Genomic DNA, 12,738 nt, shown 5'->3' with positions numbered 1-12,738 from the left:
CAATTTGAAGGTGGAGGTGATAAGAAAAGTTTAGCAAGTCCTTAAAATAATATATTACAGACAAAAATGAGGAGGAAGAAGTATAGTATGAGAAAAATAACTTTAACAACTTTAATTATTTTAGTAGTAATGTCGGTGTTTGTGACAGGAGTAATGGCCCAGGAACAGGGTGGAACCTTAGTTTTTGGCCGTGGAGGAGACTCAGTAGGCCTGGATCCAATTCAGGTTACTGACGGAGAATCGTTTAAAGTAACTCAGCAGATTTATGATACCCTTGTTGATTATACACCCGGCACAACAGAAGTAGAGCCAGCTCTGGCAACAGACTGGGAAGTATCTGAAGATGGTTTAACCTGGACTTTCAACTTACGTGAAGGTGTAGAATTTCATGACGGAAATCCTTTTAATGCTGAAGCAGTAAAGTGGAACTTTGACCGTTGGCGTTTAGAAGATCATCCTTATCACATTGGTGGAGAGTTCACCTATTATGGTTATATGTTCCAGGGTTTTCCTGGAATTATTCAGGAAGTTAATGTAGTAGACGAATATACAGTAGAATTCGTTCTTTCTGAAAAACAGGCTCCTTTCTTAAACAATCTGGCTATGGTTCCCTTTGGAATTGCCAGCCCAGAGGCTGTTAAGAAATATGGAGAAGATTACTTTAAGAATCCTGTAGGAACTGGTGCTTATACTTTAGAAGAGTGGCGTCAGGGAGATAGAGTTATCTTAAAGGCAAATGAAAATTACTGGCGAGAAAGAGCTTATATTGACGAGATTGTTTTCCGCTCAATTCCTGATAACTCAGCTCGTTTTATGGAATTACAGGCAGGAACAATTGATATGATGGATGGAGTAAGTCCTGAAGATGTTGAGGCTATCAGAAATTCTGATAAACTAAAACTTTCTTTAAGACCAAGTATGAATGTTGGCTATTTTGCTATGAACTTAAATTTTGAGCCTTTTGATGATGTTAGAGTCAGAAGAGCCTTTAACCATGCAATTGACAAGCAGGCTATTATTGATGCTTTCTATGCAGGTTTAGCAGAACCAGCTAAGAATCCAATGCCACCTTCTATCTGGGGTTACAATGATAATATTGAGCCCTATGAATATAATCCAGAAAAAGCTAAAGAATTATTAGCTGAAGCTGGCTATGCAGACGGTTTTGAATTTGATCTCTGGTATCTGCCTGTTCCAAGACCATATATCCCACAGGGTAAATTTATTGGCCAGGCTATTCAAAGTTATTTAAGTGAGATTGGTGTCACTGCTAATTTAGTAACTTATGACTGGAGTACCTATCTTGACAAAACAGAACATCAGGAAGCTCCAACCTATATGTTAGGCTGGACTGGTGATAATGGTGATCCAGATAACTTCTTATATGTGCTTTTAGACAAAACTAACAGTAATAATGCCTATGAAAGTGAAGAACTGCATGAAATATTAGTTGAAGCACAAAAAACAATGGATCATGATAAAAGAGTTGAACTTTACATGGAAGCACAGGAAATCATCCATAAAGATGCTCCCTGGGTTCCTTTAGTTCACTCAACACCACCAATTGCTTTAAAAGATGAAGTTAAAAATTATATACCTAACCCAACTGGAACAGAAAAACTGCACAGATTGTGGTTAGAAGAATAGAGAATAAATATAATTTAATAATAAAACTAATCTGCGGCTATTTTTAGCCGCAGATTAACTTTGAATAGGAAGGTGTAATTAGGAAATGATTAACTATATTATTAAAAGATTACTTGCTTTAATTCCAATTTTAATTGGAGTAGCAGTTATAGTTTTTTTAATTGTTCATTTAATTCCTGGTGATCCTGCCCAGACTATGCTGGGAGAGAGAGCTACTGATGAAGCGCTGCAAAGATTAAGAGAACAGATGGGTCTAAATGACCCGCTGCCGGTGCAATTTTGGCGGTATGTTAAAGATTTATTGCGGGGAGATTTAGGCAGGTCCATAATGAGTAATAATCCTGTCAGTGCTGAACTAGCACAGAGGTTTCCAGCAACTTTAGAATTATCATTTTTCGCAATGATATTTGCGGTTGTAGTTGGAATTCCTGCAGGGATTTTTGCCTCAATAAACCAGAACTCCTGGTTTGATAATTTAAGCATGCTGATTGCCTTAATGGGAGTTTCAATGCCTATTTTCTGGCTGGGGTTGATGTTTATCTGGCTTTTTGCTGTTGAGTTAGGCTGGTTTCCACCTTCATCAAGGATTGGAGTAGGCCTGGACTTTACTCCCATTACAAATTTATATGTCATTGACAGCATAATTCAGCTTAATTTTAATGCATTAAAAGACATTTTACATCACCTGGTCCTACCGGCAGTTGCTTTAGGGACTATACCAATGGCAATAATCGCCAGAATGACAAGATCTTCAATGTTAGAAGTACTAAGAAAAGATTTTATTAGAACTGCTTATGCTAAAGGTCTTAAAAGAAAAATCGTAATTTTTAAGCACGCTTTAAAAAATGCTATGGTACCAATTATTACAGTTGTTGGGCTTCAGTTTGGAGTTTTGCTTGGAGGAGCCGTGATGACTGAAACAATTTTTTCCTGGCCTGGACTGGGTAAATATCTAGTTGATGCAATTTATGCTCGCGATTTCCCAATTGTACAGGGAGGAATCTTGTTTTTTGCCGGTGTATTTGTAATAGTAAATTTAATTGTTGATTTATCATATGCTTTAGTAGATCCAAGGATTCAGTATGAGTAGGAGAGGAGATTATCGAAATGGCAGATAGTAATGAGAATAGAGTAATGAAAAAGAATACAAACCCCTGGCTTGAGGCCTGGCGGAGATTACTTCAGAGTAAAATTGGAATTGCAGGATTAGTTATTATTATATTTTTAATTTTGGTTGCTGTACTAGCTCCAGTATTAGCTCCATATGATCCTATAAAAACAAATATTATATCCCGATATGAGGCACCATCTTCTGAACACTTATTAGGAACCGATGGTCTGGGAAGAGATATTTTAAGTAGAATAATTTACGGCTCAAGGATTTCTCTTCAGGTAGGATTATTTTCCGTGGCATTAGCATTATTATTTGGGGTAGGGTTTGGACTATTGGCCGGTTATTACGGCGGTAAATTAGATATGGTTATTATGAGATTTATGGATATTATGCTTGCTTTTCCAAGCATTTTATTGGCTATTGGTATAGTCGCTATTTTGGGACCACAGTTAAAAAATGCAATGATTGCAATTGGGATTATTAATGTGCCGCGTTTTGCAAGAATTGTTAGATCTTCAGTTCTTTCAATTAAAGAGAGTGAATATATTAGTGCTGCCAGAGCCTTAGGTGCCGGAGATCTCAGGATTATATTCAAACACCTTCTGCCAAATGCTATGGCGCCTTTAATTGTCCAGACAACTTTAAGTATTGCAACTGCAATTTTAGAAGCTGCAGCCTTAAGTTTTCTTGGTTTGGGTGCACAGCCTCCTTCTCCAGAATGGGGAGCAATGTTAAGTGATGCCAGAAGTTCTCTGCAGAAAGCACCCTGGGTAGCCACTTTTCCGGGACTGGCAATTATTTTTGGTGTTTTAGGATTTAATCTTCTTGGTGATGGTTTAAGAGATGCACTGGATCCAAAAATGAAAAATGTTTAAGATAGGTGATAAAAATTATTGATCCGGTAATGATTAGGATATTTTCGTTAGAAATAAGATGGTATGGTTTTTTAATTGTATCTGCTTTAATAATTTCGCTTTTTATTTTGAACTTATTGTTGAAAAGAGAAAAAGAATTTGATTTTGAATTTTTTCTAGACTTCATAATTATAGCTTTTCCTCTAGGCATTCTAGGGGCAAGGCTATACTATGTAATTTTTAATCTGGATTATTATTTAGCGTATCCAGTAAAAATTATAGCCGTTAATGAAGGTGGGCTGGCAATTCATGGTGGAATATTAATTGGAATTCTTATTCTTTACCTGCTTTCTAACAAAAGAAAGAAAAACTTTCTATTGGCCCTTGATTATCTGGCGCCATTAATGGCTTTAGCACAATCAGTTGGTCGCTGGGGTAACTTTATTAATCAAGAAGCTTTTGGGCAGATTGTAGACGAAAGTTACTATAATGTTTTTCCAGACTTTATCAAAAAACAGATGTATATTGAAGGGGCATACCGGGAAGCCGCGTTTTTTTACGAATCAGCAGCTGACTTTCTTCTTTTTCTTTTTTTGATTTTTTATCTTCGTTCTGATTTCAAAAAAGATGGAGAAGTATTTTCGTTATACTTAATAATTTATTCTATTTTTAGATTTTTTATAGAAGGCCAGCGAACAGATAGTCTTTTGATTTTTGATTTTCAGGTTGCCAGATTAATCAGTATATTACTGATCTTTGTCGGACTTTATTTGTTTTATTATATTAGAAAAGAGAAGAAATCAAATCAAAGCAGCTAAATTGACAGTCTAAATATTATGTGCTAAACTAAATTTATTGATTATCTTAGTAAAATTTGCTTTTAGTTCGCAATAAGTATAGATGAAAGGTGATATTATGACACGGAAGTATTTATTTAGCTCAGAATCTGTAACTGAAGGTCATCCGGATAAGGTTGCCGATCAGATTTCTGATGCTGTTCTGGATGCAATAATAGAAAAAGATCCAGATGCAAGGGTAGCTTGTGAGACTATGGTTACCACAGGTTTAATCTTAATTGCTGGAGAAATTACGACTTCCTGCTATGTTGATTTAAAAAAGATTGCCAGAGATACTGTTAAGGAAATAGGTTATACCAGAGCCAAATATGGTTTTGATGGTGAAACCTGTGCTGTTTTAACAGCTATTGATGAGCAGTCAGGAGACATTGCTATGGGAGTAGATCATTCACTGGAAGAAAAGGCAGGTGAATCTAATTCTGATTTAGGAGCTGGAGATCAGGGTTTAATGTTTGGCTATGCTTCTAATGAAACAGAAGAATTAATGCCGCTGCCGGTAATGCTCTCACATAAACTGGCCCGCAGACTGGCCGAAGTCAGAAAAAATGGCCCACTTAAATATCTGCGACCAGATGGGAAAACTCAGGTTACTGTTGCCTATGAAGATGATAAACCAGTTTATGTAGATAAAGTACTGGTTTCTACCCAGCACCATCCAAAAGTAAGTCAGGAACAGATTAAAGAAGATATAACAAAACATGTTATAAAAGAAATAATTAAGCCAGAATTATTAAGAGACGAGACTGAGATTTTAGTTAATCCAACCGGCCGTTTTGTTATCGGAGGCCCAAATGGAGATACAGGCCTAACAGGAAGAAAAATTATCGTTGATACATATGGTGGAACAGCTCACCATGGTGGAGGAGCATTTTCTGGTAAAGACCCGACAAAAGTTGATCGCTCCGCTTCCTATGCTGCCAGATATATTGCTAAAAACATAGTAGCTGCAGAGCTGGCAGAAAGATGTGAAGTTCAAATTGCTTATGCAATTGGTGTAGCCAGACCACTTTCGGTAATGGTTGATACTTTTGGTACTTCAGTAATTCCAGAAAATGAACTGGAAGAAATAGTTAAAAAAGAATTTGATTTAAGACCGGCTCAGATTATTAAAAATTTAAATTTAAGAAATCCAATTTATAAACAGGTAGCTGCTTACGGTCATTTTGGACGCCATGATCTAAAACTACCATGGGAAAAAGTGGATAGAGTGAATAACTTGAGAAAAGAAGCTGGTTTGGAATAATTATAAAGGAGAGATTTTCTTTTAGCTGCCGAAGGTTTTTGCCTTCGGTTTTTTCTTTAGTTAGCAGATTATTTTTAGAACAGTTAAAAAATCAAATTAATTTTTTAATGAGAGGGAATAAGAATGGATCAAATAATCAAGGTTGTAGTTGATTTACCTTTAAAAAAATTAAATAAGGAGTTTGATTATCTGCTTCCTGAAGAATTAAGTTCTAGAATTAAGATCGGGCAGCTTGTTCGAGTCCCTTTTGGCCGCCGTAAACTGACCGGATTTGTGGTTAAAACTAAGGCTGAATCAGATGTGGATAAATCAAAACTAAAAAAAGTAGAATCTCTGCTTTACCCGGAGAGCTTTTTTGGGCAGGAACTGCTGGACCTTTTCTATTGGACAGCAGCCTATTATCACGCTTATCTGGCTCAGGTTATAAAGAGTGTTCTGCCGCCGGGAATAACCGAACAAAAACCACAAAAAAAGCAGATTGAAATGCTTAAATTAAATTCAGAAATCACTGACTATGAGGCCGAGCTTGACCAGCTTAAAAAAAGAGCACCAAAACAGTTTTTGATTTTAGAATATTTACTGGAAAACGGGGATAAAGATCATCAATTAAAAAAAGTTTTAAAGATTGCTGACACTTCCCGGCAAACTGTTTACCGTTTAATAGACAGAGGTTTAATTAAGTTATATACTACTGATAAAGTAAGAGAAATTAAAATTGATAGTAAATTAGAAGCTGAATCTGAACTTGATATTTCTTTAAAAAAAGAAGAAGAAAAGCTGCTGACTGAAATTTTAAATAATCGCGATAGGACATCATTTCTTCTGGAAACAAAAAATAATGAGCGCAGATATATATTTATAATCAAATTATTAGAAGAACTGTTTTTAGCCGGTAAAAATATTATACTGCTGATTCCTGAAATTGAAAAAGACTATATTTTTTTAGAACAACTAAAAAAATATTTTTCTGGAAAAATTGCTTTTTTGCACAGCAGTCTGACCCAGGGAGAAAGATTTGATCAGTGGCAGCAGATTAAAAAAGGAGAAGTTCAGATTGCTGTTGGAGCAAGATCAGCTGTATTTGCACCTTTTAAAAAAGTCGATGCAGTTATTGTTATGGAAGAAAATAATGACAGCTATAAATCTCAGGAGCATCCACTTTATCATTCTCGTCAGATTGCTGCAAAACGTCTTAAAAATAAAGACTCAATCTTAGTTTTAGAATCAACTCTTCCCTCACTGGAGAGCAAAGATCTTGTTAAGCAGGGAAAACTTCGGCAGTTAAAATTCAAGGCTGAGGCTGATCAAGTTAAAACAGAGATTATTGATATGAGAAAAGAAGTAGAAAAAGGAAATCTTGATAATTTAAGTCAAAAATTAAAGCAGGCAATTAAAGCTGAATTATCAGCAGGTAATAAAACTATTCTATTTTTAAATAGACGTGGTTCAGCAAATTATGTGATCTGTCGAAAATGCGGACATGTAATCAAGTGTGACAGCTGCGATATTTCTTTAAATTATCACCAGGAAAAACAAAAATTAATCTGTCATCACTGTGGTCTTAAAAAAGAGATGCCTGAGAAGTGTCCAGAATGTAGCAGTAGTTTTATTTCTCCGGCTGGAGTGGGAACTGAAAAAATAATAGAAGAGTTAAAAGGAATTTATCTGGAAGCGGAGATCTTAAGAGTTGACAGTGATCTCGGGGGAAAAGAAGTAAAAAGACGGTTAAATCTTTTTAAAGATGGAAAAATTGATATTTTAGTTGGAACTTCAATTTTAATAAAAAATCAGTTTTATGAAGATCTTAAACTTGCTGCGGTAATTTCTTCTGATATTACCTTAAATAGTGCTGATTTTAGAGCTGCCGAAAATAACTATTTTCTAATTAAACAGTTAAAAAATTTACTTGCAAATAATAAGGACAGTAGATTTTTGATTCAGAGCTATGAGCCTGATCACTACAGCATTAAAGCTATTCTGGAAAAGGAAAATGATGCTTTTTATAAAAAAGAAAACAAGATTAGGGAAAATCGAAATTATCCACCCTACTGCAGACTTTTGAATATTATAATTAGTGGCAAAAGTGAAAAGAAAACTGCTGAACAGAGCAGGCGGCTTTCATCTTTTTTGGATAATTACAGTGACCGCTATTTAGAAAAATTTGGGGAAGCACCTGCTGTACTGAGCAGGCTTAGAAGTAAATACAGGTGGCAGCTAATTTTGAAATTTAACTCGGTAAAAAATAGAGAATATATTATTCAACTGATTGAAAAACGTTTCATGGAAAAAAATACTAATGATTCTGTAGAAATTCGTATTGATGTAGATCCCTATCAAATGTTATAATATAATTTAGGAGGTAGATATTATGTCTCTTTTAAAGGTAAGAGAAATTGGAGATCCCGTATTAAGAAGCAAAGCTAAGGAAATAGATGGAGTAAATAAAAAAACGCTTACTCTTATAGATAATATGTTTGATACAATGTATGAGGAAGATGGAGTTGGACTTGCAGCTCCTCAGGTAGGAATTTTAAAAAGAATTGCTGTAGTAGATATCCGCGAAGGTAATAAAATTACATTAATCAACCCAGAAATTATCGAAGAAGAGGGTAAAGCAATTATGGAAGAGGGCTGTTTGAGTATTCCTGGTGAAACAGGTGATGTGATAAGGGCAGAAAAAATTAAAGTCAGAACTTTAAATAAAGAAGGTAAAGAAATAGAGTTTGAGGCAGAAGGCTTTGAAGCTAGAGCAATTCAGCATGAAATTGATCATTTAGATGGAGTTTTATTTGTTGATAAAATAGTAAAAATTGCGGAGTGATTTGATGAAAATTGTTTATATGGGAACACCGGAATTTGCAGTTCCTTCTCTGGTGGCCTTAAATAATGATAAGGAGATTGAAGTTAAGGCTGTTGTAACTCAGCCGGATAGAAAGAGTGGAAGAGGTCAGCGGGTTCATTATTCAGATATTAAGGATCAGGCTTTAGATTTAAATTTAAAGATTATGCAGAGTGAAAATGTAAATCAGAAAGATTTTTTAAATAAGTTAAAGCAGTTAGAACCTGATTTTATAGTGGTTGTAGCTTTTGGACAAAAATTAACCCCTGAACTGCTTGCAGTACCTAAATATGGATGTATTAATCTTCATGCGTCACTGCTGCCAGAGTATAGGGGTTCCAGCCCAATTCACAGAGCAATTATTGATGGCAAAAAAGTTACTGGAAACACCACAATGTATATGGATGAAGGCTGGGATGATGGAGATATAATTTATCAGCAGCAGGTTGAAATTTCAGAAAATGAGACTGTGGGGGAGCTGCATGATGAGCTTGCTGAAAAGGGTGCAGAACTGTTGCTTAAAACTTTAAAAGATGTTAAAACAGGTGAGGCTCCTAGAATTCCACAGGACGATTCTGAAGCAACATTTGCCTATAAAATTGATAAATCACTGGGTGAGATTGACTGGAATCAGAGTGCGCAGGACATTCACAATCTGATTAGAGGAGTTAATCCCTGGCCTGGAGCTTATACAGAGCTCAATGATGAGCGAGTAAAGATCTGGAAAAGCAGTTTAACCAAGCAGGATAATAGTGATTATCAACCTGGAACTATTATTAAGGCAGATCAGGATGCAGGCATACTGGTTCAGACTGGAGATGGAATTTTAGCTATAGAAAAACTTCAGCTGCCGGGAGCTAAAAGATTAAAAGCTGCTGATTTCTTAAATGGGCACCAGCTTGAAGAAAAAACTAAATTTAAAACTAAAGAGTAATTAAAATATATATTTTTTTCGAAAGGGAGGTAGATTTTTATGTATCCGTTTTTCTTTGATCCAACAATGATTGTGCTTTTACCGGCTATTTTAATTGCATTTTATGCACAGTATAAAGTAAAGAACACTTTTAATAAATATAACGAAGTACAGATCACATCGAATTTAACAGGTGCAGATGCTGCCAGAAAAATTTTGACTCGGAATAATTTAGATAATGTTGAAATTAGAAAAACCGACGGTAAATTAAGCGATCATTATGATCCTAAAAACAAAACACTTAATTTGTCATCAGATGTTTATAACAATAACTCTATCGCAGCGGTAGGAGTAGCTGCTCATGAGGTGGGACATGCAATTCAGGATAAGGAAAATTACAGGCCACTTTCTCTACGAGCTTCACTGGTTCCAGCTGCTAATATTGGGTCAAGTTTTGGTCTGCCGCTTGCAATTTTTGGGTTTTTTATTCGGGCTGATTTTCTTATTATGACTGGATTTGTTTTATTTTCAGCAGCTTTTCTATTTCACCTGGTAACACTCCCGGTCGAGTTTAATGCCAGTAACAGGGCAATCAGTAATTTAAAAAGCACCGATCTTTTAACTGAGACTGAAATAAAGGGTGCCAAAAAAGTTCTTAAAGCTGCTGCCTTCACTTATGTGGCCACTACTTTAGTTGCTCTGGCAAATATGCTCAGAATTTTACTCTTAGCAGGAATGGGTGATGATTAATTGTCAAATTTAAGATTGAAAATATTAAAAGCTCTGCTTAGAGTAGAAGCTGGCAGCTATTCAAATTTATTGCTGGACTCTGAACTGAAAAAAATAGAGGATCAGCGGGATAAAGGCCTTTTTACAGAAATTTTTTATGGTGTAATTAGAAATAAATTATATTTAGATTATATAATAGATAGTTTTTCTAAAACTCCACTAAATAAAATGGATAAAGAAGTTTTGACAGGGCTGAGAATAGGTGTTTATCAGCTCTTTTTTCTTGATAAGGTACCTGCCAGAGCTGCAATTTATGAGAGTGTTGAAGCAGTAAAGATGATTTTGCCCAATTCTAAAAAAGGAGCTGTTTCTTTTACCAATGGGGTATTAAGAAATATTAACCGCAAACAGGATAAACTAAAGCTTCCAGATCAAAAGAAAAATCCTGAAAAATATTTATCGGTTAAATATTCATATCCGATCTGGATGGTTAAAAAATTCATTGAGCAGTATGGAATGGAAAAAGCTGAAATGATTTTAACAGCCGGGAATAGAAGACCAGAGGTAATTTACAGGCACAATTCTTTAAAAATGGAGAGGAATCAATTTTTAAAACTGCTGTCAGAAGAAGAGATAGAATATGAAAATACCTTTCTGGAATCTTTTTTTAAGTTAAAAAAGATAAATAATCCTGCAGATACTGAGGTATTTAAAAGAGGGGGAGCTTATATTCAGGGGACCTCTGCCGGTCTAGCTTCTTTATTGCTTGATGTTAAAGAAGGAATGACTGTACTTGATCTTGCTGCTGCTCCAGGTGGAAAAACTTCTCATCTGGCTGAGCTGATGAATAACACCGGACAGATCACAGCTTTAGATATCAGCGCCAAACGCCTCAGACTTGTTGAAGAAAATTTAAAGCGGCTGGGAGTTGAAAATGTCAAATTGAAAAAAGCTGATGCGGCGCAATATAAAGATGAGCAGCAGTATGATAGAATACTGGCGGATTTGCCATGTTCTGGTCTTGGTTTAATTGCTTCAAAACCGGAAATAAAATGGGAAAAAGACCAGAGTGTTATTAAGAAGATGGCTGAACTTCAGTCTGAAATTCTGAACAATAATTTATCTAAATTAAAGAACGGTGGTAAACTATTATATTCTACCTGTACTATAAGCCGAGAAGAAAACCAGGAAATTGTTGATAGAATTTTACAGGATAATAAAGAATTAAAACTGCTTGATCTTAGTCAAAAATTAACTCAAGTCAGCAGTCTTAAAATTGAAACTGAAAATAAATATTTAGAAATTTTACCAGGAGAAGTAGATTCGGAAGGCTTCTTTTATGCATTATTTAAAAAAGTGGAGAGTGATTAATTTAAAGATGAAGGATTTAAAAGAATTAAGTAGAAGTGAATTAATAGCAGAATTAAAAAAGGCAGGTTTTCCCTCATATCGAGGTGAGCAGGTATTTAACTGGCTTTATAAAAATGGAGTTTCAAGGACCGAGGAAATGAAAAACATTCCCAAAAAAATGCGTAAATTTCTTGATGAAAATTATAATTTGACAGATATTGAAGAAATAAAAAGAAGTGTTGCTGTTGATGGTACAGTTAAGTATTTATGGAACTTAGATGACGGTGAAAATATTGAAGGAGTCTACCTTCCCTTTCCGGAGTCAGGACGACACAGTGCCTGTATTTCGACTCAGGTTGGATGTGGACTCGGCTGTTCTTTTTGTGCAACCGGAATTGATGGTTTAAAGAGAAATTTAACTGCTGGAGAGATTGTGGATCAGGTAATTAAAGTACAGAAGGACATCAGTGGGTCTAATTTTGCTGATCCAAGACTGAGTAATATTGTATTTATGGGAATGGGAGAACCGCTTGCTAATTTTGATAATCTTATGCAGTCAGTAGAAATTTTAAATGCCGATGATGGGTTAAATATTGGTATGCGGAAGATGACTATTTCAACTGCGGGGCTGGTTCCTGAAATCAGAAAACTGGCTCAGGTTAATGATCAGATTGGACTGGCTGTTTCTCTGCACGCTCCAAATGATCGACTGCGTAATAAAATTATGCCAATTAATAAAAAATATAATTTGAATCAGCTGCTGACTGCAGTGCTGGAATATATCGAAAAAACAGGTAGAAGAGTTACTTTTGAGTATGTTCTAATGGATAGTGTAAACGACAGTCCTGAGCTTTCAGTCCAGCTGGCAGAACTGCTGCGGGGAATGAACTGTCATGTCAATTTAATTCCTGCGAATCCAGTGCCAGAATTGGGGATTGAAAGACCGGTGCAGAAGGTAATAGATAGTTTTTATGAAACTCTGGCTAATAATGGAATCCAGGTTACACTTAGAAAAGAAATGGGAACTCAGATTGATGCAGCCTGTGGCCAGCTTAAGAGAAAAGAAAATTAAAATCAAATTATTTAGTTTCTAAATCTAGAATATAAAATAGGAGGAGAAAAATGCGGTTTAAAGTTTTAAGTGATAAAGGAAAAGATCGCAGCGCAAATGAAGATAATTATTTTATAAATG

General features: G+C 35.4%; 11 protein-coding genes. All 11 read left to right on the top strand.

Features of this window, described 5'->3' with window-relative positions; genetic code table 11:
• Window positions 1-87 precede the first annotated feature (87 nt).
• The 11 genes from CI949_RS10550 (at window position 88) to rlmN (ending at window position 12,618) form a co-directional block, all read left to right on the top strand.
• Window positions 88-1,647 (top strand): ABC transporter substrate-binding protein, encoded by a 1,560-nt coding sequence (locus tag CI949_RS10550; RefSeq protein WP_133530224.1) that lies wholly within the window; start codon window positions 88-90, stop codon window positions 1,645-1,647.
• A gap of 85 nt (window positions 1,648-1,732) precedes the next feature.
• Complete coding sequence (locus CI949_RS10545) at window positions 1,733-2,737, top strand: ABC transporter permease (protein ID WP_133530223.1); 1,005 nt, start codon at window positions 1,733-1,735, stop codon at window positions 2,735-2,737.
• 17 nt (window positions 2,738-2,754) lie between these two features.
• Entirely contained in the window at window positions 2,755-3,636 is an 882-nt protein-coding gene (gene nikC / locus CI949_RS10540; RefSeq protein WP_133530222.1) for a nickel transporter permease, read from the top strand.
• A 5-nt stretch (window positions 3,637-3,641) separates the two neighbouring features.
• Window positions 3,642-4,433, top strand: coding sequence for a prolipoprotein diacylglyceryl transferase (gene lgt / locus CI949_RS10535; protein WP_133530221.1), 792 nt, complete (start codon window positions 3,642-3,644; stop codon window positions 4,431-4,433).
• A gap of 97 nt (window positions 4,434-4,530) precedes the next feature.
• The gene (gene metK, locus CI949_RS10530) at window positions 4,531-5,715 is read left to right on the top strand and encodes a methionine adenosyltransferase (protein WP_133530220.1); all 1,185 of its coding nucleotides are present in this window, start codon (window positions 4,531-4,533) and stop codon (window positions 5,713-5,715) included.
• 123 nt (window positions 5,716-5,838) lie between these two features.
• On the top strand, window positions 5,839-8,061 hold the full coding sequence (priA, locus tag CI949_RS10525; protein WP_133530219.1) for a primosomal protein N': 2,223 nt from the start codon (window positions 5,839-5,841) through the stop codon (window positions 8,059-8,061).
• Between the two features lie 22 nt (window positions 8,062-8,083).
• Window positions 8,084-8,536: a peptide deformylase gene (gene def / locus CI949_RS10520; RefSeq protein ID WP_133530218.1), complete on the top strand. Its 453-nt coding sequence runs from the start codon at window positions 8,084-8,086 to the stop codon at window positions 8,534-8,536.
• A 4-nt stretch (window positions 8,537-8,540) separates the two neighbouring features.
• Window positions 8,541-9,488, top strand: a complete 948-nt coding sequence (gene fmt, locus CI949_RS10515) for a methionyl-tRNA formyltransferase (protein ID WP_133530217.1) — start codon at window positions 8,541-8,543, stop codon at window positions 9,486-9,488.
• 39 nt (window positions 9,489-9,527) lie between these two features.
• Window positions 9,528-10,217 carry a zinc metallopeptidase gene (locus tag CI949_RS10510; RefSeq protein WP_133530216.1) on the top strand — a complete coding sequence of 230 codons (690 nt, stop codon included), beginning with the start codon at window positions 9,528-9,530 and terminating at the stop codon, window positions 10,215-10,217.
• Window positions 10,218-11,567 carry a 16S rRNA (cytosine(967)-C(5))-methyltransferase RsmB gene (rsmB, locus tag CI949_RS10505; RefSeq protein ID WP_133530215.1) on the top strand — a complete coding sequence of 450 codons (1,350 nt, stop codon included), beginning with the start codon at window positions 10,218-10,220 and terminating at the stop codon, window positions 11,565-11,567.
• Entirely contained in the window at window positions 11,536-12,618 is a 1,083-nt protein-coding gene (gene rlmN, locus CI949_RS10500) for a 23S rRNA (adenine(2503)-C(2))-methyltransferase RlmN (protein WP_243733952.1), read from the top strand. The genes rsmB and rlmN overlap by 32 nt, the downstream gene beginning before the upstream one ends.
• Window positions 12,619-12,738: the final 120 nt, after the last annotated feature.

The organism is Halanaerobium sp. (genome assembly GCF_003070835.1).
Note: the sequence above shows the minus strand (reverse complement) of the source record. Positions and strands in the feature narration are given on the sequence as shown.

Excerpts from the sequence above, each read along its gene's own strand:
- CI949_RS10550 (WP_133530224.1), top strand. The coding sequence starts at position 88 with ATGAGAAAAATAACTTTAACAACTTTAATTATTTTAGTAGTAATGTCG.
- CI949_RS10545 (WP_133530223.1), top strand. The coding sequence starts at position 1,733 with ATGATTAACTATATTATTAAAAGATTACTTGCTTTAATTCCAATTTTA.
- nikC (WP_133530222.1), top strand. The coding sequence starts at position 2,755 with ATGGCAGATAGTAATGAGAATAGAGTAATGAAAAAGAATACAAACCCC.
- metK (WP_133530220.1), top strand. The coding sequence starts at position 4,531 with ATGACACGGAAGTATTTATTTAGCTCAGAATCTGTAACTGAAGGTCAT.
- priA (WP_133530219.1), top strand. The coding sequence starts at position 5,839 with ATGGATCAAATAATCAAGGTTGTAGTTGATTTACCTTTAAAAAAATTA.
- def (WP_133530218.1), top strand. The coding sequence starts at position 8,084 with ATGTCTCTTTTAAAGGTAAGAGAAATTGGAGATCCCGTATTAAGAAGC.
- fmt (WP_133530217.1), top strand. The coding sequence starts at position 8,541 with ATGAAAATTGTTTATATGGGAACACCGGAATTTGCAGTTCCTTCTCTG.
- CI949_RS10510 (WP_133530216.1), top strand. The coding sequence starts at position 9,528 with ATGTATCCGTTTTTCTTTGATCCAACAATGATTGTGCTTTTACCGGCT.
- rlmN (WP_243733952.1), top strand. The coding sequence starts at position 11,536 with ATGCATTATTTAAAAAAGTGGAGAGTGATTAATTTAAAGATGAAGGAT.